26 protein-coding genes are annotated in these 22,641 nt (G+C 69.5%); 8 read left to right on the top strand and 18 right to left on the bottom strand.

The genetic code is table 11. The features are described 5' to 3' along the window. Positions 1-77 precede the first annotated feature (77 nt). The 9 genes from ABZ906_RS39225 to ABZ906_RS39265 form a co-directional block, all read right to left on the bottom strand. Positions 78-266 carry a gas vesicle protein gene (locus ABZ906_RS39225; protein WP_361191545.1) on the bottom strand — a complete coding sequence of 63 codons (189 nt, stop codon included), beginning with the start codon at positions 264-266 and terminating at the stop codon, positions 78-80. After that, the gene (locus ABZ906_RS39230; protein ID WP_361390918.1) at positions 263-1,111 is read right to left on the bottom strand and encodes a GvpL/GvpF family gas vesicle protein; all 849 of its coding nucleotides are present in this window, start codon (positions 1,109-1,111) and stop codon (positions 263-265) included. The genes ABZ906_RS39225 and ABZ906_RS39230 overlap by 4 nt, the downstream gene beginning before the upstream one ends. After that, a complete protein-coding gene (locus ABZ906_RS39235) occupies positions 1,104-1,466 on the bottom strand; it encodes a gas vesicle protein (RefSeq protein WP_361191540.1) in 363 nt (120 codons plus the stop codon). The genes ABZ906_RS39230 and ABZ906_RS39235 overlap by 8 nt, the downstream gene beginning before the upstream one ends. Next, positions 1,466-2,665 carry an SRPBCC family protein gene (locus tag ABZ906_RS39240; RefSeq protein WP_361390920.1) on the bottom strand — a complete coding sequence of 400 codons (1,200 nt, stop codon included), beginning with the start codon at positions 2,663-2,665 and terminating at the stop codon, positions 1,466-1,468. The genes ABZ906_RS39235 and ABZ906_RS39240 overlap by 1 nt, the downstream gene beginning before the upstream one ends. Then, entirely contained in the window at positions 2,658-3,329 is a 672-nt protein-coding gene (locus tag ABZ906_RS39245) for a DNA primase (protein WP_361390922.1), read from the bottom strand. The genes ABZ906_RS39240 and ABZ906_RS39245 overlap by 8 nt, the downstream gene beginning before the upstream one ends. A gap of 33 nt (positions 3,330-3,362) precedes the next feature. After that, the gene (locus ABZ906_RS39250; protein WP_361191533.1) at positions 3,363-3,608 is read right to left on the bottom strand and encodes a gas vesicle protein GvpG; all 246 of its coding nucleotides are present in this window, start codon (positions 3,606-3,608) and stop codon (positions 3,363-3,365) included. Positions 3,609-3,614: 6 nt separating this feature from the next. After that, on the bottom strand, positions 3,615-4,358 hold the full coding sequence (locus tag ABZ906_RS39255; RefSeq protein WP_361390924.1) for a GvpL/GvpF family gas vesicle protein: 744 nt from the start codon (positions 4,356-4,358) through the stop codon (positions 3,615-3,617). Further along, positions 4,355-4,771, bottom strand: a complete 417-nt coding sequence (locus tag ABZ906_RS39260) for a gas vesicle structural protein GvpA (RefSeq protein ID WP_361191528.1) — start codon at positions 4,769-4,771, stop codon at positions 4,355-4,357. Before ABZ906_RS39260 ends, ABZ906_RS39255 begins: the two co-directional genes overlap by 4 nt. A 118-nt stretch (positions 4,772-4,889) precedes the next feature. Beyond that, a complete protein-coding gene (locus ABZ906_RS39265; protein ID WP_361390926.1) occupies positions 4,890-5,273 on the bottom strand; it encodes a gas vesicle protein in 384 nt (127 codons plus the stop codon). Between the two features lie 821 nt (positions 5,274-6,094). Between ABZ906_RS39265 and ABZ906_RS39270 the strand changes: the two genes are divergently transcribed. Further along, a complete protein-coding gene (locus ABZ906_RS39270) occupies positions 6,095-6,376 on the top strand; it encodes a YhjD/YihY/BrkB family envelope integrity protein (protein ID WP_361391162.1) in 282 nt (93 codons plus the stop codon). A gap of 7 nt (positions 6,377-6,383) precedes the next feature. Here ABZ906_RS39270 and ABZ906_RS39275 read toward each other — a convergent pair whose 3' ends face one another. Then, complete coding sequence (locus ABZ906_RS39275) at positions 6,384-6,773, bottom strand: hypothetical protein (protein ID WP_361390928.1); 390 nt, start codon at positions 6,771-6,773, stop codon at positions 6,384-6,386. Positions 6,774-7,191: 418 nt separating this feature from the next. On the opposite strand from ABZ906_RS39275, the gene ABZ906_RS39280 reads away from it, so the two are divergent. The 3 genes from ABZ906_RS39280 to ABZ906_RS39290 are packed head-to-tail and all read left to right on the top strand — an operon-like array spanning position 7,192 to position 9,528. Beyond that, the gene (locus ABZ906_RS39280; protein WP_361390930.1) at positions 7,192-7,428 is read left to right on the top strand and encodes an acyl carrier protein; all 237 of its coding nucleotides are present in this window, start codon (positions 7,192-7,194) and stop codon (positions 7,426-7,428) included. Further along, entirely contained in the window at positions 7,428-8,663 is a 1,236-nt protein-coding gene (locus tag ABZ906_RS39285) for a beta-ketoacyl-[acyl-carrier-protein] synthase family protein (RefSeq protein ID WP_361390932.1), read from the top strand. Before ABZ906_RS39280 ends, ABZ906_RS39285 begins: the two co-directional genes overlap by 1 nt. Before the next feature lie 16 nt (positions 8,664-8,679). After that, on the top strand, positions 8,680-9,528 hold the full coding sequence (locus tag ABZ906_RS39290; protein WP_361390934.1) for an alpha/beta hydrolase: 849 nt from the start codon (positions 8,680-8,682) through the stop codon (positions 9,526-9,528). 104 nt (positions 9,529-9,632) lie between these two features. On the opposite strand, the gene ABZ906_RS39295 is transcribed toward ABZ906_RS39290, so the two are convergent. The 5 genes from ABZ906_RS39295 to ABZ906_RS39315 all read right to left on the bottom strand — a co-directional run bounded on the left by ABZ906_RS39295 (position 9,633) and on the right by ABZ906_RS39315 (position 15,228). Beyond that, positions 9,633-10,109, bottom strand: a complete 477-nt coding sequence (locus tag ABZ906_RS39295) for a (2Fe-2S)-binding protein (RefSeq protein ID WP_361191514.1) — start codon at positions 10,107-10,109, stop codon at positions 9,633-9,635. 28 nt (positions 10,110-10,137) lie between these two features. After that, a complete protein-coding gene (locus ABZ906_RS39300; RefSeq protein WP_361390936.1) occupies positions 10,138-12,435 on the bottom strand; it encodes a molybdopterin cofactor-binding domain-containing protein in 2,298 nt (765 codons plus the stop codon). Positions 12,436-12,486: 51 nt separating this feature from the next. Next, positions 12,487-13,710, bottom strand: coding sequence for an oxygenase MpaB family protein (locus tag ABZ906_RS39305; RefSeq protein ID WP_361191508.1), 1,224 nt, complete (start codon positions 13,708-13,710; stop codon positions 12,487-12,489). A 155-nt stretch (positions 13,711-13,865) separates the two neighbouring features. Beyond that, the gene (locus ABZ906_RS39310; protein WP_361390938.1) at positions 13,866-14,006 is read right to left on the bottom strand and encodes a hypothetical protein; all 141 of its coding nucleotides are present in this window, start codon (positions 14,004-14,006) and stop codon (positions 13,866-13,868) included. 13 nt (positions 14,007-14,019) lie between these two features. Continuing rightward, on the bottom strand, positions 14,020-15,228 hold the full coding sequence (locus ABZ906_RS39315; protein ID WP_361390940.1) for an acetyl-CoA C-acetyltransferase: 1,209 nt from the start codon (positions 15,226-15,228) through the stop codon (positions 14,020-14,022). Positions 15,229-15,575: 347 nt separating this feature from the next. Here ABZ906_RS39315 and ABZ906_RS39320 point away from each other — a divergent pair, with 347 nt between their 5' ends. Continuing rightward, positions 15,576-16,196 carry a helix-turn-helix domain-containing protein gene (locus ABZ906_RS39320; RefSeq protein WP_361390942.1) on the top strand — a complete coding sequence of 207 codons (621 nt, stop codon included), beginning with the start codon at positions 15,576-15,578 and terminating at the stop codon, positions 16,194-16,196. Between the two features lie 216 nt (positions 16,197-16,412). On the opposite strand, the gene ABZ906_RS39325 is transcribed toward ABZ906_RS39320, so the two are convergent. Beyond that, complete coding sequence (locus ABZ906_RS39325; RefSeq protein WP_361390944.1) at positions 16,413-17,045, bottom strand: helix-turn-helix domain-containing protein; 633 nt, start codon at positions 17,043-17,045, stop codon at positions 16,413-16,415. A gap of 149 nt (positions 17,046-17,194) precedes the next feature. On the opposite strand from ABZ906_RS39325, the gene ABZ906_RS39330 reads away from it, so the two are divergent. Further along, positions 17,195-17,908, top strand: coding sequence for an SDR family NAD(P)-dependent oxidoreductase (locus ABZ906_RS39330; protein WP_361390946.1), 714 nt, complete (start codon positions 17,195-17,197; stop codon positions 17,906-17,908). Positions 17,909-18,179: 271 nt separating this feature from the next. Here the strand turns inward: ABZ906_RS39330 and ABZ906_RS39335 are convergent, their stop codons facing one another. Continuing rightward, entirely contained in the window at positions 18,180-19,268 is a 1,089-nt protein-coding gene (locus tag ABZ906_RS39335) for a sodium-dependent transporter (protein ID WP_361390948.1), read from the bottom strand. A 169-nt stretch (positions 19,269-19,437) separates the two neighbouring features. Here ABZ906_RS39335 and ABZ906_RS39340 point away from each other — a divergent pair, with 169 nt between their 5' ends. Both ABZ906_RS39340 and ABZ906_RS39345 read left to right on the top strand, forming a co-directional pair. Continuing rightward, the gene (locus tag ABZ906_RS39340) at positions 19,438-20,271 is read left to right on the top strand and encodes a hypothetical protein (protein WP_361390950.1); all 834 of its coding nucleotides are present in this window, start codon (positions 19,438-19,440) and stop codon (positions 20,269-20,271) included. A gap of 378 nt (positions 20,272-20,649) precedes the next feature. Next, complete coding sequence (locus ABZ906_RS39345; protein WP_361390952.1) at positions 20,650-21,249, top strand: hypothetical protein; 600 nt, start codon at positions 20,650-20,652, stop codon at positions 21,247-21,249. Here ABZ906_RS39345 and ABZ906_RS39350 read toward each other — a convergent pair. Beyond that, the gene (locus ABZ906_RS39350; RefSeq protein ID WP_361390954.1) at positions 21,230-22,597 is read right to left on the bottom strand and encodes a HAMP domain-containing sensor histidine kinase; all 1,368 of its coding nucleotides are present in this window, start codon (positions 22,595-22,597) and stop codon (positions 21,230-21,232) included. The genes ABZ906_RS39345 and ABZ906_RS39350 overlap by 20 nt on opposite strands. Between the last annotated feature and the right edge of the window lie 44 nt (positions 22,598-22,641).

Here is a 22,641-nt window from a genome sequence, read left to right on the forward strand (position 1 = left end):
CGCGCCACAGGCATCACAGGGGGCGTTCTCGGCGGACGCAGACGCGTCAGCCGCACGGTTGGCTTCGTCGGGTGTGCTCACGGCAGGTCTTCCCACGGGGAGGGTACGTTCTCGTTCACGGAGCTGATCAGGGCATTGAGGTCGATCCGCACGAGGTCCACGTCCGCGATGCGCAGAGTGAGGTCCCCCACGAGGACGACACCGCCGGCGAGCAGACGATCGAGCAGATCGACGAGTGCGATCTCCCGCCGTTCGACGACGGTCATCGCCTGCCCCCTGCCGCCGGCTGCGCCTCGGAGCGTTCCTCGGGCGGCGTGGAGAAGGAGTAGGCGGCCCAGGGGCCGGTCAGCTCCACACGCAGGCCGGGCTCCTGGTCCGCCTGGCCGTTCACCAGTTCCACGAAGGTCTCCGACATCGAGCGGCTCACCAGGTAGGCCGCGTTGAGCACATTGCGGCCCGAGGAACTGCTCAGCTCGGAGCTCTGCGGAGGGTGCATGCGCGTGTCGTCGGCGTGCTGCGCCAACGCGTCGTGCAGCTCCTGCGCGAAGCCCTCCGCCCGGCGCCAGGCGTCGTCCCGGCCCGCCCGCTCGGTCCGCAGCCGCCGCAGGTAGTCGCGGCCGGACCCCGAGGCGAGCGAGTCGGACGAGAGGCGGTCGCGCAGTCCGCTGCCCGAGCCGGACGCGGCGGTCGCTCCGCCGTCCTGACTGGCCGAAGGGGCCTCCACATAGACCTTCACGCCCCATTCGACGCGATCGTGCAGGCGCTCGAGCGAGGCCCGGAAGCGGTCGGCCTCGGCTTCCAGCATGGACCGTACGCCGTCGTCGTCGTGGAACACCGTGGCCAGGCGCAACGGCAGGGGACTGGTGGCCGAGGCGAGTTCGGCGATCACCGCCTGATGCGCGCGGGCGGTATCGGAGAGCCAGTCCAGATTCTCCAGGTTGCGGCGCAGCGCCTTCTCGGTGAACTGCTCGGCCTGCACGTCGCCGACGACGGCGGTCAGGCCGAGGTGATGGAGCAGGCGGGGGGCGGCCCCCGCGACGCCGGCCGCTTCTGCCGCGGGCGGGGCGTCGAGGGGGCCGCAGATCGCGTAGACGTAACGCAACTCAGTCACGGGGCGTCTCCGTTCCGGGGAGCGATTCGGGCTCCCCGCGTGCGCTGTCGTTCTCCAGGGCGGCGAGGCGCTGCCTCAGTTCGGTGTTCTCCCGGGCGAGTTCCTGATGCCGGGCGCCGGACGACAACGCCGGGTCCTGCTCCCACCAGTCGATGCCCATCTCCTTCGCCTTGTCGACCGAGGCGACGATCAGGCGCAACTTGATGGTGAGCAACTCGATGTCGAGCAGGTTGATCTTGATGTCACCCGCGATGACGATGCCCTTGTCCAGGACGCGCTCGAGGATGTCGGCGAGGTTGGCCCCCGAGTTCCCGCCGCCGAGAGGGGAGTCGGGAAAGCTGTTCGCGGGGCCCATCAACGGCTCCGCGAACCGGCGTGCTCGGGCTGCTCACGCTCGTCGGCAGAGGCCTCGTCATCCTCGAGGTCGGTGTCGTACTCGTCCTCGTCCGCGAGTTCCTCGCCGTCCTCGAACTCCGCGTCCTCTTCGCCGGTTTCGTCGTCGTACTCGTCCTCGGAGTACTCGTCCTCGAGGTCGTCGTCCTCGTGGGCCGCGGCGTCCTCGTCGACGTACTCCTCCTCGTCCTCGTAGTCCTCGTATCCGTCGTCGGGTTCCCCGGCGCCGTCGCGAGGTTCCTCGTCTGGGTACTCGTCGTCCTGGTCGAACGCCTCGTCGTCCTCGGAGGCGTTCGCGGCGTTCTCCTCCTCTTCCGCGACCGCGTCGTCGTGGCTGCGTACGACCTCGCCGTCCTGGATCTCACCGCGCCAGCCGTCGGTCGCTTCACCCTTGATCGATATGAACCGGGCGAAGTGTTTGAGGTCGAGGCGGGCGCGGCGGCCCTGGGCCCGCCAGATGTTGCCGGTCTTCTCGAACAGGCCCTTGGGGTAGTACTCGATGATCAGCAGGACGCGGGTGAGGTTCTCGCCCAGCTCGTGGAAGGTGATGACACCCTTGGTCGTGCCCTTGGCGCCCTCGGAGGTCCAGCAGATGCGCTGGTCGGGGACCTGCTGGGTGGTGTGCGCCTTCCAGCTCCGGCTGGACCAGAAGATCTTCATCTGCCAGTCGGAGGTCACGTCGTCCGCGCGGTTGGCGTTCTTCACGCCGCGGGCGAAGGTGGAGAACTCCTGGTACTGGGTCCACTGGTCGTAGGCGGTACGCACCCCCACGCCGATGTCGATGCTCTCCAGGATGACCGTCGGCTTCTGGCCGCTGCCCGCCTTCGACTTGCCCTTGCCGCCCTTGCCGAACAGGCCCTTGACCCCGCCGACCAGGTTGTCCTTGAGGTGCCCGGCACCGACCTCGACGGCGGAGCGCAGCGGCCCCTTGCCGTCGGCGAGCTTCCGGCCGCCCTCCAGGGCGAGCTTGGCGAAGCCGGGGCTGTTGCCCTCGGCGATGTCGTTGAGCTTGGTCGTGGTCTGGCCCAGCTTGCGCCCGGCCCCGGTGAGCAGGCGGGTCGCCTGCGCCGCCAGGTAGTCCTGGGCCTCGGCCTTGAGTTTGTCCGCGGCCTGGCTCTTGGCCAGGTCCTTCAGCGGGTTGGTCGCGGGCGCTTCAGCCATTGCCGCGCTCTCCCTTCGCACCGCTGCGCGGGGCACGCCGGGCGGCCCCGGTGCTCTTGCGCGCCGATGCCGACGCCGACTTCTTGGCCGTTCCCGGGGCGCTCTGCGTCCGCTTGCGCGGCGCGGGCTCGCGCTCGTCGGACGGGGCGGACTTCTTGGCCGGAGCCCGCTTGCGGGAGGCCGGCCGCTCGGTGTCCTGCGAGCGGTCACCGTCCTCGCGGCTCTCGCCCTTCTCCTGGCCCTTCGACTTCTCCGTGCTCTTCGACGCGCGTGCGGTGGCCTTGCCGCTCAGCCCGCCGGTGGCCTTGTCCGCCGTGTCCTCGATGTCGTCGGTGCCGGGCGCCGCTCCCGCGAGACGGTCACGTACACCGGCCGTGCTGCTGTGCAGCTTGCCGGCCAGACCTTCCATCAGCCGTTCGAGGATCGCTCCGGTGGCGGCCTTGCCGACGCCGCGGAAGTCCTCGCGCAGCTGTCCGCCTATCTCCTTGAACTGCGGGTTGTTCTCCAGCTGAGTGCGCGCCAGGTCCAGGACGGCCTTGGGGCTCAGCTGCAGCTTCTTGCCGGCGACCACGGTGCCGACGGCGATGGCCAGCTTCAGTTTCTTCGTGCGTCCGAGGAGATATCCGGCGCCTACGGCAAGGCCCAGCGTTGATCTGTTGTTCATGGTGTGGTGTCCGTTCTCGCGCGCCGTGTGACGTCACGCGCCTGATTGTCTTGTGCGGCTGGCTTCCAGCCGGTCGAGGAGGGCGTCCTCGAGCCGGTCGAACGTCTCCTCGTCGACCTCGCCCGCTTCCAACTGCTCTTCCAGTGCGGCCAGTTGCGCCTTGATGGTCGAAGGGTCGTAGTACTGGCGCTCCGCGTCGGCGACGACCTGCTCCATGACCCACAGGGAGCCCCGCACGGGGGCGAGCGGCAGCAGGAGCACGTCGCTCAGCAGTCCCATCGGGCCCTAACCCGCGACGGGCTGCGTGACGTCGGGTTCCACGAAGCTGTAGGGAGCCAGCGGACCGTTGACCCGCAGGACGAGGTGGGGATGGGCCTGGCGGAGCTCGTCGACGGCATCCAGGAGCGGCTGATAGGAGGAACGGCCCACCAGGAAGGAGAGGTTGGTGATCCAGCCGCTGCTGTCGGGCGCGGCGCTGACCGCGTCCGCGTGCGGCTCCAGCGCGGCCCGCACCACCGCGGCGTCCCGGGCCTCGCGATGCTGCACGGCCGTGGCGACCAGCTCGCCGAGCCGCATCTTGTCCTGGTGGCTGCCGCCTCCGGCGCTGCGGTTGGTGTCCCGCAGGGCGCGGACATCGGGGTTCTCCGCCATGACAGTGCGCAGCACGGCATCCTCGTCGTGCTGGGCCTTGACGTTGTACTCGACGCGATCGTGCAGCGCCGCCAGACGTTCCTGGTAATGGGTCTCGCGCTCGCTGAGGGCGGCGGCGACCGCGTCGTCGTCCGGCGCGAGACTGCCGAAGCGCATGGGCAGCACCGTGCCTCCGCTCCCGGCGTCGGCCAGGACGCTCTGGTGGGCCAGCAGATCCCGCCGCTTGGGCCGCAGATTCTCCGGGGCGTCGCTGACCAGTGCGATCAGCCCGCCGCTGGTGACCGTGCGCAGGGGCAGTGCGGGGTTTCCCACACCCGTGGCCCCCTCGGGGAGGCCGGGGTGTCCCGCGTCCGCGATGCCGTAGACGTACGTGCTCATTCCTGCTCCTCCTTGCGGCTCGAGGTGCGGCGCTGTCGCGACCGGGAGGGGCTCTTGCCCTCGTCGCGGGCCTGGCTGAAGGCGTCGGATATGGTCTCCGCCGCGCCGGACAGGGCGCCCTTGGTCTTGCCGTGGGCGCCTGACTCCATGGTGTCGCCGATGATGTCGGTCAGGCCTGAGGGCTTCTTGCTGCCGCTCTCCAGGTCCAGGCGGTTGCAGGCCTCGGCGAAGCGCAGATAGGTGTCCACGCTGGCGACGACGACACGTACGTCGATCTTGAGGATCTCGATGCCGACCAGGGAGACGCGTACGAACGCGTCGATCACCAGGCCGCGGTCGAGAACCAGCTCCAGCACGTCGTAGAGGCCGCTGGACCCTCCGCCTCCGCTGCTCTGCGTGGTGGCGACTGTCATGGTGTTTCTCCCCTTCTTGTCGTCGATGGCCGGGAGAGCGCCGCGCACGCTCGTGCGGGGTGCCTTCCCGGGTGGTGATGGCCGGCGAAATCAGCCGGCGGATGACATCCGGCGGGTGTCACCCGGAAGCGCGGTCGTCGGAGCGACCGCGCTCATAGCGCCTGAGCCGCTGATAGCCGGTGAGGATCCCCTCGCTGTCGAGCGTGACCTCGTAGCTCGCGAGCAGACTCATCGTGTCGGGGACACGGGTGAGTTCCAGCACCTCCACCTCCAGCCGCCAGCCGTTCTCGGTGGCACTGAACGTGGAGACCGCGTCGACCGGCTTGCCGGTGAGCTCGGAAAGCTGTGCGCGTGCTTCGCGGATGGCGTCGGCCGGACGGAGTCTCTTGGTGCGTCGTGGCGCTGAGGGCTCGGCGTGTTCGCCGGAACTCCGGGTCTTTTTGGCGGTGGTTTTCTTGCGTGTACGGGACTCTGCGCCCGCTGGCTGAGAAGAGTCAGTCATAAAGCATCTCGCCCCCTGTACCCATGGATCCCTGGCTAAACCTGAAATCCTGTGGACCGATGTGACGCCCCTGGCCTTGAGCCGCACCGGAAGATAGTCAAGTGCGAGTAACGCCACATTTCCGGATGGACGGACGGGCAGACGGCTCAGGCAGGGGACGGAGACCGGATTCCCCGCTTGAACCGACTTACGACTCCCGATCGGAAGAGATATTTCCGAACGCGCAGGACATGCGGTACGTATGGCCCAGATGAAGAGGGGAGAGCACTCGGGCGCACCCGCGGAAGCGATTGAAAACGAAACTGATTATTCCGTTCCGTCCGAAGCGGTCGAACGACGAGCGCCCGACTCGCCGGCCGATCTCCCAAGCAGGCCTGGAAAGCGGCACGCAAGAGGAGTTTCCGCCAGTTCCAGGAGGATGAACTCCGCGACCGAGCCGAGGCGTTGACGTACTACGGCGTTCTCTCCCTCTACCCGGCGCTCCTGGTTCTGGTAGCGCTTTTGGGGGTGGTGGGGGAGAGCGCCACACAGAAGGTTCTGAAGAATCCGGAGACCCTCGGGCCGGGCCCCGCCCGGAGCTTTCGCCAGGACCGCGAACCAGATCTATGCCGTACCGGAGGCCTGCCCCTTCGGAAGATCCTTCCAATGCGTCTTGGCCTCACCCTGCGCTGATGGCATTGGCGGCGGTGAGTGCGCTCATCGTGGTATTCGCGGTCGGCTTCGCCAAGAGGGGCCGGAAGCGCATTCGGAGTTGGGGACACCGCGCTCACGGGCGGTCGGTGGCGAAGTAGTCGGTATTAGCGGTGCTGCTGGTACTGATGATGGCCTATTTGTTTTGGGTGACGCCCAACGTGAGGGGGCGGGGCTGGCGGTGGGTCACCCCGGGCGGATTTCTCGCGCTGCTCATCTGGCTCGCGGTGTCCGCCGGTTTCACCGTCTACGAATCCGGCTTCTCCTCGTACAACAAGGCGTGCCGCACTCACGCCATGACGACCGCACGTCGCGACGCACGCAAGACGCAAGTGGGGACCGACCCACGTGCGTTGGCCGGTCCCTCACCTACGAGCTATTGTGCGCGACTCCCGACGCGCCGAGAGAGCTGACGGATCATCAAAATCGGCCGCCGGTAGCGCGGGTGATCGGTCCGTGGCCGCGCCGCGCACTCACCCGGCCCAGTCCATAGGCGCCCACCAGCGCGGCGATCGCGCCGCCGCCCGCCCCCGCCACTATCGCTCTGCGATGCTTGACGACGGCCCAGGCCGTCGTCGCGGCCTGCAAGGACTTCACGGGAACGGTGGACAGGAACTCACCGCCCGCCTTCGCCTTCGACGTGAGGGCAACCACGTGACCGGTGCCCGCCTCGCGGACATCGGCAGCTGCCGACTCGGTCTTCTTGGATGCCTTGGACGCCGTCGACGCGGCGGTCCGGCCTGCGGATCGGGCGGCGGTCGTGGCCTTGGCGCCCTGTGCGTTCTGGTCGTTCTTCGCGGTTTCAGCCATGCCCCCCGTCTAGCCGTGACTGCGCCCCTGAAACGGATCCGTGTAAAGAAGATGTCCGCGGTGGGGAGGAAACGTGGACGAGGGGCACGCCCCTCGTCCAAGGAGGGCGGGCAGGCCGAAGGAGGCTGCGGGCGGCCCGCGAGGAAGGAAATCCCTGACGGCGAGGGGTTCCACGCGTCGTCGTGGGACGGCGGTACGACGCGGCGCACGGCGTGTGACGGCGCCCCTGCCGATGCTGCCCGCGCAGTTGCACCCTGTCTTCGCACGGCTGATCCCCGGGGCGCGGCAGCCGCGTGGTGCACCCCCCGAAGTGCTGTGCCCCGAACGGGTTGATCGGGGCCGGTGGACGTCACTTCGCGTACGGGTTGGCGTTGAGCCGACGAAGGACCGCGAACAGCGCCAGAAGGAGCAGCAGTTGATGGATGTCGCAGACCGGGTCACCGCCGTACTGGTAAGGATGTACCGCCTTGCTCCGGAGACGGTGCACCCCGACCAGCCGCTGCACCGGCTGCACATCGACTCCCTGGCCCTGGAGGAGTTGCGGCTGGTTCTCGAGGACGAACTGCACGTCGACCTGGACGATGTGCAGCTGACGTCGCGCAGCACCGTGCAACAGCTGGTGGACGCGGTGTGCGCCAAGGCGGCGGTGGCCTGATGGCGCAGAGCTACGGCTCCTGGGCCGCCGCGGTGACCGGTATCGGTCTGGTGACGGCGGCGGGGCACAGCGCCAAGGAGACCTGGAGCGAAGTCACCACCGCCCCATCCCCCCGGGGCGTGCGCAGCCTGGCATCCCTGCGCGACCTGCCCTGTGACTTCATGTACACGGTGGACGGGCTCGACCCCGAGGCCAGACTCGGCCGGGCCACCCTGCTCCTGGACCGTTTCGCCCAGTTCGCCGTCATCGCGGCCCGCGAAGCCGTCGCCGACGCGGGGCTCGACCCCGAAACCTGGGACGGCGCCCGCGTCGCGGTCGTGGTGGGCACCGCGCACGGCGGCCTGCTCTACTACGACGAACAGCAGGCCGTCCTGAGCGAGCGCGGGGCCCGCCGGGTCGCCCCCAAGGTCGCGCCGTTGAGCATGCCCAACAACGCCACCGGCGGCATCTGCCAGGACCTCGGCGCACGAGGGCCGAGCCTGACGGTCAGCACGGCCTGCGCCTCCGGCACCGACGCGATCGGCACCGCTCTGGGCTGGCTGCGCGCCAACCGCTGCGACATCGCCGTGGCCGGCGGGGCGGAGGCCCTGCGCTCACCGCTGATGTTCGCCAGCACCTGCCGGATGCGGGCCCTGTCCACCCGGGTGGACAACCCCGCCGCCGGCCGGCCCTTCGACGCCGGCCGGGACGGCTTCGTCATCGGCGAGGGCGCCGGACTGCTGGTCCTGGAACGCCCCGAGCACGCCCGGGCCCGCGGTGCCACCGTCCGCGCGCAGCTGGCCGGGTACGGCTCCACCAGTGACGCCCTGTCCCCGGTGGCTCCCGACGAGAGCGGACAGGGCATCGAAGCGGCCCTGCGGGCCGCACTGGCCGACGCCGAGGTCACTGCCGGGGACATCGGGCACGTCAACGCCCACGGCACCTCCACGGTCATGAACGACCTCGTCGAAAGCGCGGCCCTGCACCGCGTCTTCGGCGACGGTCCGCTCGTCACGTCCACCAAGGCCATGACCGGACATACCCTGGGCGCCACCGGCGGCATCGAAGCCGCCCTGACCGCCCTGGCGTTGGAGGAGCAACTGGTGCCCCCGACAGTCAACCTGGAGGTGCAGGACCCGGGCGTGCCGGTCGACGTGGTGGCCCGCACCGCCCGCCCCGCACGGCTTGCGTGCGCGGCAAGCTCCTCGCTCGGTTTCGGGGGCCACAACGCCGCACTCGTCCTCACCAGGGCCTGAGGCGGGGGATCGGCGCATGCACTGCGTACGCACGTTGAACGTGGACGGCCTGTCCTGCAGCTATCGCCTGGTGTCTCCCACCGCCTCGCGGTCCGAACCGCTCATCGCGCTGGGCGGCGCCTTCCAGGGGATGTACGACTGGGTGCAGCTCGAAGACGCCCTGACGGACGTGTCCTGCCTGCTCACCGCGGACCTGCCCGGCGCGGGCGACTCCGACGTGCCCCGCCCCGAGCACACCCTCACCCTGCTCGACGCGGTGCTCGACGCCATCGTGGATGACCTGCAGGTACCGCGCGTCAACCTCTTCGGTTACTCCCACGGCGCGGTCCTCGCCTTCCGCTACGCCCAGCGCCGTCCCCGGCGCTGCGCCCGTCTCCTCTTGGGGGGCGTGCCCGCCCACCTCACCGACGCCCCCTTCGCCCGCTACCGCAAAGCCAGCGAACTCCTGGCGAACGGTGACGCGGAGGGGTTCGTCGCGGCTATCTCCGCGGAGATGTTCTGCCTGGACGACAGCCGCCGGGTCCACCGCCGCGACCTGGCCCTGCGCTCTTTCCGGCGCTCCCTGCTGAGAGTTGCCCAACGGCCGCACGCCCAGGACATGCTGGCCCGCGCCCTGGGAACGCGCACCGCCCTGACCGGCGGCCTGGCGGGTGTGCCCACCTTGGTCTTCACCGGCGAGCACGACACCCTCACCCCGCCCGACCTGCAACGCGCGTTCGCCGAGACCATCGACGGCAGCCGCTTCGTCACGATTCCCGACTGCGATCACATGCTGCTGATGGAACGGCCCGATGCCGTCGCCGGCTTGGCCAGAGCCTTCATCACCGACAGCCGGCCGCCCGCGGAGTGCCGGATCCGTTCCTAGTACTTCAAGCAGCGTCTCCCGAACGGCGTCTTGGCCCGCGGCCTGCCCCCGGTCCGGCGCGCGTGCCGGACCGGGGAGGGGGAGCCGGGGTCGGTCCGCAGCCCTTACATGTTCTTGGCCCCGGCCCTGATCGCCTCCCGGATACGCGTGTACGTACCGCAGCGGCAGATGTTGCGGATGCCGTCCAGGTCGTCGTCGGTGATCTCGCGGCCCTCCGCCCCGACCCTGCGCACCAGGGCGACCGCGGCCATGATCTGGCCGGGCTGGCAGTAGCCGCACTGCGCCACGTCCTGGTCCAGCCAGGCCTGCTGCATCGGATGCAGGTCGGCACCGACCGTGGCCGGGAGCCCTTCGATCGTGGTCACTTCGTCGCCCGGGCCCAGGTCCTTGACGGGGATGGCGCACGGGTTGGCGGCCTTGCCGTTGACGTGACTGGTGCAGGCCTTGCAGACGTTGATGCCGCAGCCGTACTTCGGTCCGGTGATGCCGAGCAGATCGCGCAGCACCCACAGCAATCGCTCGTCGTCTGCCGCCTCGACCGTCACCTGCTCGCCGTTGACGCGGAATGTGTGCTCGGGCACGGGGCCTCTCCTTGGGGGGACCGGCAGCTCAGCGGACGTGGTCCAAGCCGTCGGTGGGGGATGCGGGGATGGGCGGAACGGTCGGTTTGGGGGTGAAGGAGAGCGTGCCGTGATTGATGGGGAAGGTGGTCGGCATCGTGCCCGTGGCCCTGCCGTACGCGCAGGCGACCGCCGCCATCGACGCGGAGACACCCAGTTCACCGGCGCCGCCCGGTTCCCCGGTGGTCGTCGGCATGATGATGATCTCCAGCTCGGGCGGCGTGTTCCACTGCCGGGTGTAGAAATAATTGTCCCAGCTCGCCTCCAGGAAGTGGCCGTCGCGCAGGTGCAGGCTGGAGGTGAGGGTTTGGGCGATGCCGTCCATCAGGCAGCCCGTCATCTGGGCTTCCAGGCCGCGCGGGTTGACGGCGAGACCGACGTCCACGGCGATGACGGCCTTGGTGACGCGTGGTCCCGCCACTCCGTCGCGGACGGGCCGGTTCACGGTCCCGGGCCGGCAGTCGATCTCCACCAGGACCGCGCTGACCGCGTGGTACTCGGAGTGAAAGGCGATGCCCTGCGCCGTTCCATCGGGCATGGCGCGGCCCCAGTCTCCGGCCTGTGCCACTGCATCGACGACGGCCTTGGACCGGTCGTCCCTGAGGGCGTCACGGCGGAAGCGGAGCGGGTCCTTTCCCGTCTTGGCGGCGAGCCGGTCGACGATCAGCTCACGGGCGCAGGTGACGTCGGGCGAGTAGACGCCCCGCATGCTTCCGGTGTTGAAGCCCTTGTCCGTCTCCGCGAGCAGGCGGCTGTGGAGGCCGAAGTCGTAGGGCATGGACTGGGACAGCTGGAAGAAGGTCTCGGAGAAGCCGATGTCGCCCACCGGGAGCTTCGCGGCCAGGGCGGTGAAGATCTCGCCGAGTCCATGGCTGAGGTCGGTGGCGACGCTGGTGTGCCGCTGGCGGTAGCTGAGGACGGAACCGCCGAGGTACGTGGCTCTCACCCGGGAGGTGGCCATGGGGTGGGTACGTCCCTGGCGCGAGTCGTCGGCCCGGTGCCACATGAGCTTGACGGGTTTGCCGATCCGCTGCGAGATCTCGGCGGCCTCCAGGGCCGCGTCGAAGAAGAGTTTGCGGCCGAACGAGCCGCCGCTCTCGGTGACATGGACGGTGATCGCGCCCGGCGGCAGCCCGAGTTTGGCCGCGATGGCCTGCCGGGCGACGATCGGCGCCTTGAGGCCCGACCAGATCTCGGCGCGGTCGGGCCGTACGTCGGCGATGGCGCAGTTGGTCTCCAGCGCGCTGTTGCTGCGGAAGTGGAAGGTGAAGGTCTCCTCCACCGACGGGGCCGCCGCGGGCAGCCCGAGGGAGAGTTCGGCGGCGCGCAGCTCCTTGAGCACGGACGCGTCCGACTTGCCCTCGGCGGTGCCGGCCTTCCACGTCACCCGCAGCGCCCGTACGGCGTCGATGCACTGGCCGAACGTCCGGGCGCGTACGGCCACGCCCGTGGAGACCACGGCGACGTCGGTGACGCCGTGCATGGCGCGGACCTGGTCGAGGTTGGTGACGGGCCCGGGCCTGCCGTTGAGGGTCGGCGGTCGGCACACCATGGTCGGCAGCGCGTCGGAGACCTGGAGGTCCATGGCGAACTTCTTGCGCCCGGTGACGGCGGCGAGTGCGTCGATGCGGTTGCGGGGCGTGCCGATGACGGTGAACTCGTCGCGCTCCTTGAGTTCCACCAGCACGTGGCGCGGGGTGGTACTCGCGGCCTTCCCCGCGAGCTCGCCGATGCCGATGCTGCGGCCCGCGGTATCGGTGACGACGCCGGCCTTCAGGGTGAGGTCGGTGACGAGCGCGCCGAGTTCGATCGCCGCCGTCTCCAGCAGGCGGCCCCGCGCGGTGGCGGCCGCGACCCGGACCGGGGTGAAGGTGGAGATGGTGGTGTTCGATGCGCCGGTGAGCTGGTTGAACACCAGTTCCGGCCGGGCGTCGGCCAACGTGACCCGCACCCGGTCGAGCGGAACGTCCAGCTCCTCCGCTATCAGCATCGCTGTCGACGTGGTGATGCCCTGGCCGACCTCGGCGCGCGGCAACGCGAACGACACGGTGCCGTCCGTGTGCACCACCACCTTGATCAGGTTCGCGGTGGGCCGGGCCGCCAGGGTCATCACGTCGTTCAGGTCGACGATGTCGGTGATGTCCCCGGAGGGGATCCCGTCCGCCGCGGCCCCGGACGCGGTGCCCAGGTCGGCGGCGGTCGCCAGGGTCGGCGCGGCCAGCACGTAGCCGAGGAACCGGCGCCGGCCGATGCCGCTCGCACCGGACGCGGCACCTGTCTTCTCCATACGTAGGTACTCCTGCCTCTCGGGATCACCTTCGGGGCGTCAACGGGTGGCTCAGGAAGGGCGGTTGGCGTCCGGGAGCTCGATGCTGATCCTCTCGCCCTCGGAGAGGAAGACAAGGACGATCTTCCTGATGATCTCCTCGAGCGTCCAGGCCACGGCCGGAACCAGCGGCAGGGGGATCAGACCTTCACGAAACGCCACCAGAAGCGGCCACGCGGCCTCCACCGTCGTCTCCAGCGGCCTCGACTTCCGCAGCCCGATGTAGTCACCGATCTGGTCCCCGAGCGTGTACCGGGAGAACGCGGAGATCAGGGGACGCGTGGCGCCCGCGTCGAGCTCGGCGACGATGTCCAGCAGCACCTCGGTGAGCTTCTTGCCCTCGTCCGTCGGGCCGAGGACCGGGTCGAGGAGCTGCCTGGACTGGGCGTTGGCCGCCGCCCAGCTGGCCGGGATGAACTCGTCGCGCACGCCCAGCATGTGCGCGGTCACCTGCCACACGTGCAGATACGCCTCGGACTCGGAGGCGCTGACGGGGACCTTCCACTCCAGGAGCTTGCGCATGACGAAGGTGGGCAGGCTGTGCCAGGTGACCATCACGTCCGCGAGGCTGATCGGAATCGTCTGGCCGCCGCTGGTGTCGGACCAGCCGGGCGACTGCGGCAGCAGGTACCGCACGGCGGCGTGCACCATCCGCGTCTTGACGGTGGTCACGATCATCTCGCCCGAGGGGCGGTAGGCGTCCAGGTCCCCGACGTCGTAGCCGAGCTTGGCCGTCTTGGAGATGCGGTCCTTCATGGCCGCACCGCCCTTGGAGTAGTAGACGGCGCGCGCCTCGCGGGGGATGGCGGTACTCATCAGACCGCTGCCCAGCCCGTACAGCGCGCCGGCGTAGATGCCCTTCTTCGTGGTGAAACGGGCGGCGGCGTCGAGCTTGGACTGGACCGTCCAGGGAGGCAGTTCGCGTGCCTTCTCCATGAACTCCCGCACATCGCCCGGCAGTCCGTCCGGCAGCGGCTGGTCGTTGCGGGTCCAGGTGCGCAGCAGTTCGTTGACCTTGGGGACGTCGCCGCGCTTGATGACGTCGGCGATCACGGGGTCGGCCTCGTCGTCCCAGATCCAGTGCGGATCGTTGCCCGTGCCCGAGCCGGCCACCGAGGCTACCGGGGACCAGGTCCAGGGGGTCTGCGCACGGGCGGGCGAGGCGATGCCGAGCATTCCGAGCGCTGTCAGAGTGCCGCCCGCGAACAACATCTTGCGTCTGCTGAGTTCGTCCATTCTCCTCAACTCCTCCTTGAGTTCCGCTGATGACCTTGCGTATGGCGAGGGAAATGCCGATGTGTTTCTCACGCGTGAGGACCCATCCGCCCGCTGACCGTCGAGCCGGACGCCTTCGTGAGCAGCAGCCCGGAAGCCCGGAAGCCGGCAGTGCGTCAGCCGCGGCGGCTCGTGGTTCCCGTTGCCGGGGCGTGAGTCGGCGTGAAGCGGGCGTCATAGCCGTCGGCGAGTTCGGCGGGCCGGTCGGCGAAGGCGGCCGGACCGCTCGGGCAGCCTTTGCCGGGGCGCTCGCACATGTGGGCAGGAAGTTCACAGGCGCTCGACGACGGTGGCGATGCCCATGCCGCCGCCGGCGCAGAGACTTACGACGGCCCGGCGCGCGCAGCGACGTTCGAGTTCGTCCACGACGGCGTTGACGAGCATTGCTCCGGTGGCGCCGATCGGATGCCCCATGGCGATCGCACCGCCGTTCACGTTGAGCTTGTCCCAGGACAGGCCGAGGTCCTCGACGTAGCGCAGGACCACGGACGCGAAGGTCTCGTTGATCTCGAAGAGGTCGATGTCCGCCACCGTCAGGCCGGCGAGGTCCAGTGCCTTCCGGGTGGCGGGGGCGGGACCGGTGAGCATGATCGTCGGATCCGCTCCGCTCAGCGCGGTGGAGACGATGCGCGCCCGAGGGGCCAGGCCGAGTTCGACCCCGGCCTGTTCGGAGCCGATCAGGACGAGCGCGGCACCGTCGGCGATGCCGGAGGAGTTGCCGGGGGTGTGGACGTGCTCAATTCGCTCGACCACGGGGTACTTTTCCAGCGCCATCGCGTCGAGGCGGCCGAAATCACCGATGTCCGCGAACGAGGACGTCAGCCTGCCGAGCGTCTCCAACGTCGTGTCCGGGCAAAGGGGTTCGTCCTGCTCCAGCACGATGACCCCGCCACGGTCCCTGACCGGCACCACCGACTTGGCGAAATACCCGCCGGACCAGGCGGCGGCCGCCCGATTCTGCGAGCGTACGGCGAACGTATCGACGTCCTCCCGGGTGAAGCCGCCGAGAGTTGCGATCAGATCGGCGCCGATGCCCTGCGGGACGAAGCGGAGGTCGTAGGCGATCCCCGGGGCGTCGGCCATCGGGCAGCCGTCGCTCTCCATCGGGACCCGCGACATCGATTCGACGCCCCCCGCCAGTACCAGGTGCTCCCACCCCGAACGGACCGTCTGGGCAGCGAAGTTGACTGCTTCGAGCCCCGAGGCGCCCAGCCGGTTGAGCTGGACTCCGGTCACGTGGTCGGGTAATCCCGCGGCGAGGGCCGCGGCCTTGGCCAGGTCCATGCCCTGGTCGCCGACCGGCGTAGCCACACCGAGCACGACATCGTCGAGCCGGCCGGGGTCCAGGCCCGGCAGCCGCCGGCCCAACTCGTCGATCAGTCCGGTCACCAGCGAAAGCGGCGTGATGTGGCGCAGGGCGCCGTCCCTGCCTCTGCCGCGCGGGGTGCGGATCGCGTCGTAGATGAAGGCTTCGCTCACCGTGCTCGCCCTTCCTTCTCGTGGTGGACACCGCAGCGCGGACCCAGCGGATCCGGCGGGACTAGTAATGCCACGTATTGGCGCAGTGTCAATAGAGCTCGCAGGCCTAGAATTGCTTGCGTGTAAAGCCGTAGGAAGGAATTTCGGGCAAGTACGGCTCCGACATGCGCCGACTATTGACGTAGAGCCAACAGTGAGTTCGGGGCGCGGAGAAACATCGACTCCCCGCGCGCGGCGGCCGGGTCGATGTAGACATGAATCCGTCACACACCACGAGGCAAAGACCACGACCACGAGGCAAGACCACGAAGCCAGACCCGCAGAGCAACGAGAAGGACGACAACGGTATGAGCGGTCAGCGCCAGACGCAGCGACGCAGGATGGAACCGGACGCGAGGCGTGCCGAGATCCTCAGCGTGGCCCGTCGGCTCTTCGGGGCGCGCGGCTACACCAAGGTGTCCCTGTCGGACATCGCCACCGAGGCCGGCGTGGCCCGCGCGCTGATCAACCACTATTTCGGCGGCAAGCGCGAGCTCTACCTGGAGGTCGTGCGCCAGATGATGGTCATTCCCGCCTCCGTGTCCGAGCGGCTGCCCCCGACGACCGCCGAGGAGCGATTGTCCGTCTGTGTCGACCGCTGGCTCGAGGTCGTCGAGCGGAACCGTGAGATGTGGCTGTCCGCGATCGGCCTGGAAGGACTCGGCAACGATCCGGAGATCGACCGGATCATGCTGGAGTCGGACGAGATCTCGACGGACCGCATCCTGGAGGCCGCGATGATGACCGACGTCGTCGAGGGCCGGGAGAAGCTGCGGGCGATGATCCGCGCCCACAGCTCCATGCTGAAGTCCGCCTCCCGGGAATGGCTGGTCCGCGGCACGCTCTCGCGCGCCGACCTCCACGTGATCCTCACCCGCACCGTGCTCCACCTGCTCCACACGGTCTTCCCGGCCGTCCGGGACGACTAGGCGGTTTCGTTTGGATCAGTCGGTCGTCGGCCCGGGCGTGTCGTTGGCTGATGCGCAGTGGGTGCGGATTGAGCCATGATCCGCAGGTGTGTCAGGTGGAGCGGAGGCTGCTCGCGACGCCGGCGATGTTGCGACGCCGGGAGGACGCAAGAGTGCGTGCCCCTTGGTGCTTCGACACGCGAACCAGACGGGCTCTTGTGGGCTGGCGGGTCGGTTCTATGCCTTGTCCCCGAGGCCTGCCAGGGCGTCGTGGACCTGCTGTGGGGTCGGCAGGCTTGCAGGCAGGGGGCTGCGGGCGGATTCGGTGCGCAGGCCGTCCAGGAGGAAGGCGGCTTGGCGCCGCCATGCGTTCGGGGCGGCTTCGCCGGTGGCCCGGGCCAGCAGGGCGTTGGCGGCGAAGACGAACACCAGATCCGCGTTGGTGAAATCGGGGCGGAGGGTGCCTGCTTCATGGGCCCGCTCGACGATCCGTTGTGCGGCGCCCATGCTCCGGTCGCAGGCGGTCATGAGGCGTTTCGCGCCCGGATACCGGCCACTGACCGCATCGGCGACCGCGGTGTCGGCGGCCTGGAGTTCGCACAGCTGCTCGACGTAGTACGCGAAACCCTCCCAGGCGTCCTCGAAGGACAGCGCCTGCTCGGCGGCCTGGTCCAGAAGACGTGAAGCGCGATCGGCCACCACCTCGTCGATGAGGGCCTCGCGTGTGCCGAAGAGGTTGTAGAGGGTGCCATGGCTCACCCCTGCCCGGCGGGCGATCTCCTTGAGCGGCACGTGCAGCCCGCGCTCCTGGAAGAGCTCGGCGGCGGCTGCTCGCAGCTTCTCCGCGTTCCGTTGCGCGTCGGCCCGCATCTGCTGGTCCCTCCTGGTCTCTTGGCCCGGCGTTCCCGCGCCCTGTTCTGCCCGTCAACAGAAGATGACCCCCTGGTCAACTTACATGCTACCGTCGAATCATAAGTTGACCACCGGGTCAAGATGCTGAGCAGCTAGGAGTCCACCCCATGTCCAAAGTGATCGCAGTCTTCGGCGCCGGCACCGGTCTGGGGGCCTCCGTCGCCCGCCGCTTCGGCCGTGAGGGCTTCAGAGTCGCCCTGGTGGCACGCCGACGCGAGCGCCTGGACGCGCTCGTCGCGCAGCTGGCGGCGGACGGCATCGAGGCCGCCGGGTTCACCGCCGACCTGTCCCGGCCCGTAGAGGTGCCGGCGCTGATCGCTGGCATCCGGGAGCGCTTCGGCCGCATCGACGCGGTCGAGTACGGGCCGTTCAGCCCCGGCCAGAGCTTCGGCCCGGCCACGCAGACCGATGCCGCCCTGCTGGAGAGCGGCCTCGCGATGTTCCTGCTGACGCCCGTGGAGATCATCCGCGCCGTACTTCCGGAGTGGACCGAACGGGGAGACGGGGCCTTCCTCCTGACCACCGGTGTCACGGCGGTCCACCCCGTGCCCGGACTCAGCGGCCTGGCCCCCCTGGGAGCCGCCGCCCGCAACTACATCCACTCACTTCACGGCGAACTGGCCGCCGCGGGTGTTTATGCCGGCACCCTTTCCGTCGGAGCGTCGATCGCACGCAGCGAGATGAGCGCACTCATCGCCGAGGCCGGGACGACCACGGAGTACCCGGTCGTCGACCCCGACGACATCGCCGAGCAGTACTGGGACATGTACACCAAGCGCGATCGAATCGAGCAACTCCACCCGCAACCCCAGAACGTGTAGCCCACGGGGGCAGGGGGTGGACCACGAGCAAATGCCCGCCATGCGGAGATGCCCCAGGGGACCCCGCGTGGATTGTTCGGCCCGTCCCGGTCCTGCTGGCCTGGACCTGTTCCGCTGGTACGGGATCTCTACCTGCGCCAAGACGGGCAACGGATGGAAGGGGGGCCGAAGGCGGCATGACGGTGGACCGCGCAGTGGACAAGGCATTGGGTGCCCGCCTTTCGTCCAGGAGCGCCTGCCAGGCGTTCGGCGCACGCCACATGAGGGTTCGTCAGTGGCCGCAGGGACGCCGCGGGCCCGGGCCGGCGGAGGGCCCGGTCCTCCGGCTGACGACTCTGCTCGCCGCCGTCTTCTGGAGCAGTCCGTAGGCCAGCACGGGCAGCAGCAGGTGTGGTTTGTCGGGCAGGGTGGTGGTGAGCAGGACCGCGCTCGCGCTGCTGTTGTTCATGCCGCAGGCGAGGGTGAGGGACGACGCCGCGGGGTCCTCCAGTCTCAGTAGGCGCGCGGCGCCGTGGCCGAGTGCGAAGGACAGCAGGCAGACGAGCGTGGCCGCGGCGAGCGCGGCGGCGAGCAGCAGCGGGCGCGGGCGGGCGAGGAAGGTGCCGAGGACGCCGCTGGCGTTGACGTAGGTCAGCAGGAGCGAGCCGGCCAGGGCGACGGGGACGACGACGGCGATTGCTCGGGTCAGCCATGGTGCGGGTAGTGCCAGGCGGAGCAGGATGCCGGTCGCGCAGGGCAGGACCACGCCGACCAGGGCGAATCCGCCGTGTGTGGGGTGCCCGGTTCGGGCGAGTGTATGCGCGTATTCGCCGCTGAGCAGTGGCTGCAGGGCGCTGATGATCAGTGGGATGGTCAAGGGGCTGAGGAGTGTGGAGGCGAGGACGAGTCCCACCATGGTCGGTTGGTCGCCGTCCCCCTTGCCGGTCCATACGGTCGCTCCGGCGGCGACGGGCATGGCCACGATCAGGATCATCGCGGTGATCAGGCCGCTGCCGCCGTCGGCGTCGGGAGTCTGGTGCAACAGGAATGCGACGGCGGGGATGGCGAGGAGCGGAATCGCCAGGTGCAGGACGAGACCGGCCAGCAGGGCGGTCGGGTGGCGGAGCAGGGTGCCGAGCGCGCGTACGGGCACCTGGAGTCCCGCCGAGAACAGGACCAAGGAGAGCAGGATTTGAGCGGTGGGCAGGGGGAGGTCGCCCGGCGCGCCGAGCGACAGCACGTGGGTGCGGCGCAGCCAGAGCCCCGGTCCGGGCAGGAGCAGGGCGGCGGCGTAGGCGAGGACGATCGCGCGGCCGAGCCGGTGGCGCAGCCAGCTCGTTGCGCGGTCAGACGGCGGGCGGCGGGCAGTTGGAGTGGTCACGGCGGCCTTCCTCCGTCACTGGCAGGGGAGCAGGGGGAAGCAGCGCCGGTATGTGCAGGACCACGTAGGTGTTCACGAATTCCATGCTGCTGGTCGAAGACGTGCGGTGTGCGCGATGCCGCGCGGCAGTCAGGATGTGTTCAGGTTTCCGGTGGCACGGTCGTCCGCCATGACCCATGAAACGTCTGAGACACCCGCGATCCCCGACAGCGGCGGTTCTGCCGTGCCTGCGCGGCACCGGCTGCGCTGGAACAAGGTGCCCGAGGTCACCGTCTACTTCTGGATCATCAAGGTGCTGTGCACGACGGTCGGTGAGACCGCGGCCGACCTGCTCAACGAGAAGGCGGGCTTGGGCCTGACCGGTGTGTCGGTGCTCATGAGCGTGCTGCTGGCCGGGGTGCTGGTCGTGCAGTTCCGCACGCGCGCGTACCGGGCGGGCGTGTACTGGCTCGCCGTGGCCCTGATCAGCGTCGTCGGCACGCTGATCAGCGACAACCTCACCGACAACATGGGGGTGCCGCTGGAAACGAGCACGGCGGTGTTCGCCATCGCGCTCGCGGTCGTGTTCGTGGTCTGGTACCTGAAGCAGCGGACGCTGTCCATCCACAGCATCGACACCACCGGCCGGGAGTCCTTCTACTGGCTCGCCGTGCTGTTCACGTTCGCCCTGGGCACCGCGGCCGGGGACCTGGTCTCCGAGCGCATGGCCCTTGGCTACTGGCTCGCCGCCGTCCTGTTCGCGCTGGGTATCGCGGCGGTGGCCGCGGCGCACATCGTGCTGAGGCTCGACGCGGTGTGGAGCTTCTGGGTCGCCTACATCCTCACCCGACCGCTCGGCGCTTCGATCGGCGACTACCTCTCCCAGCCGACCGGCGACGGCGGCCTGGGCCTGGGCACGGTGGTGACCAGTGCCTTGTTCCTGGCCGTCATCCTCGTTCTGGTCGTGTATCTGGCGGTGACACGCAAGGACGTCACCGAGCCGGAGGTCGGGCTCCCGGCCTGACCCGGCGAACCGGCCCGCGTTCAGCATGCGTTGAGGCTCTTGGCGCCAGGGACGGTGTGCGCGGCCGGCGTCGGTGGGCGGCCCGTCCCTCAGGGTGCTCGTCCGGTGTGCGGCGAGCACCCTGTCATACGGCCGGAGCGGAGGAACTGGCGTGGAGAAGCCGGAAGTCCGCACTGATCCCCACGTGACGAGCACGTCGCGTGTGCCGGGTGCGTCAGGTACCGCGAAGGCGGTGCTGAAGAAGCTGCCCGAGGTCACACTCGCCTTCTGGATCTTGAAGGTCGCCGCGACCACTCTGGCGAGACTGCGGGCGATCTCTTCGCGCAGACCCTGAAGCTGGGCTACTTCCTCACCACGATCGCGCTGTTCCTGGTCCTCGTGGTGACGCTGGTAGTCCAGCCGGGCTTTCGGCGCTACACCCCGTTCTCCTGCTGGACCGTGATCCTGTCGACCAGCATGGCCGGCACCACGAAGTACCACTTCGTGAACCGTGACGCCAGCGTCAAGTACTCCGCGGGCGGCGCCACTTCGCTCGACTGGGGCCCGCAGGGCTCGCCTCGGCTACCCCGCCGGGGCGGCGATCCGCATCTCGATCCTCCTGGCGATCTTCCTTGCCTGGAGGATGACGTTCCAGATCCGCGACATCGTCACCTTCAAGGGCGAGGCCCTGTTCTGGTCGGCCACCCTGATGTCGAACCCGCCGGCACCATCATGGGTGAGGTCCTGTCCGACAGCTCTGGCCTCGTGCTGATGCCCGTGGTCCTCAAGGTGCTGCCGTTCTTAATCGCCTTCGTCCTCACTCGCCCGCCGGGCGCTACCGCGGGTGATCTGCTCACCAAGCCGGTGGCCAAGGGCGTGCTCAATCTCGGCACCTTGGGCCCGTCCGACGTCCTGCTCGCCGTGCTGTTCGGGATGTTGGCCTGCGCCCAGGCGCGCGAGCGCCGGGCTGCTGCGGCGATCACCCGGCGGGCAGGCTGACGCTGAAGGCGGCTCCGGGGGTGTGGCCCGGGTCGTGGGTCACCTCGCCACCGACGGCGCGCGCCAGGCGTCGTGCGAGCGGCAGCCCCAGTCCCGCGCCGTCGTGTCCGTCATCGGTGTCGGCGCGTCGGCCGGGCTGGAAGAGTTCGTCCACGAACGTCTCGGGCACTCCGGGGCCGTCGTCGAGGACATCGATGTGTACGGCTCCGGGGACCCGCCGCGCGGATACGGTCACGCGGGAGTGGGCGTAGCGGGCGGCGTTGGTGAGCAGGGGGCTGAGGATGCGTTCGAGGAGAACGGGGGCAACCCCCGCCTGAAGCGGGGAGGTTGCCGTCTCCATCGTGGTCGTCACCTGGCCCGGTGGGGTGAGGTTGTGGAGCAGGCGGTCGATCACGGGCACGACGTCGGTGGTGCCGGGGGCTGTCGCCGGGTTGAGGGCGTTCTCGCGTGCGTCGTCCAGGACGGTGTCGCAGATGGTGCGCATGGACCGGGCGGCCTCGGCGATCACCTCCACGGTGGCCCGGGTCTCGGCGTGCGTACGGGGGCGGGAGCGCCACCAGTCGAGTTCCATGACGATCCGGGTGAGTGGCGTGCGCAGTTCGTGGGACACCTCGCCCATCAGCTGCTGTTCGTGGCGCAGCACGGTGCGGATGCGGTCCAGGAGCGCGTCCAGCGAGGCACCGAGGCGGACGAGTTCGGCCGGGTGGTCCTCGGTGCCGAAGCGCTCGTCGGAGGCCACCGCGCTCCACTGGGTGGCCTGGTCCGTCATCGCCCGCACCGGGCGCAGCGCCCGGCCGACGGACAGACGAGTGAGTACGTACGTGCAGCCGAGCATCACCAAGTCCAGGACGAGTGATCCAAGGAGCAGCGTGCCGGCCGAGTTGCGGTACGGAGTCAGGTCGAGGGCGGTGACGACGGTGGCCCGGCGGTCGGTGAGGGGGTGCGCGCACAGCCGGATGGTGTGGACGGCTGCGCAGGCGCGCCCGTCCTGGCTTGTCAGCCGGTCGGCGGCCCGGGTGAGAGGGCTGTCGGCTGCGGCGGATGGCGGTTTCTCCAGGAGGCGGGTTCCGGCGTAGATCCACACGTTTGCGTCGAGCAGGTGGTCGTTGGCGGTCTCCAGGACGCGTACGCGAGGACCGCTGGTGTCGATGGTCGTGGCCACCGCTGCCGCTTTGTTGTGCAGTTCGTGGTCGGCCTGGCGCTGCAGGTGCCCGTCCATCGCGCCGTTGAACACGACGGTCAGGACCGTCATCAGCAGGGCGGCGATGGCAAGTGCCACCAGGGAGAGGCGGCCGCGCAGAGTGCGCGGGGCGAGGCGGCGCACGACGTCTTCCGTGCGGTTCACCATGTCTCCTCCGTGGATGCCCCTGCCTTCAGGAGGGGGAGGAATAG

The organism is Streptomyces sp. NPDC046925, from assembly GCF_040644915.1.
GTDB lineage: Bacteria > Actinomycetota > Actinomycetes > Streptomycetales > Streptomycetaceae > Streptomyces.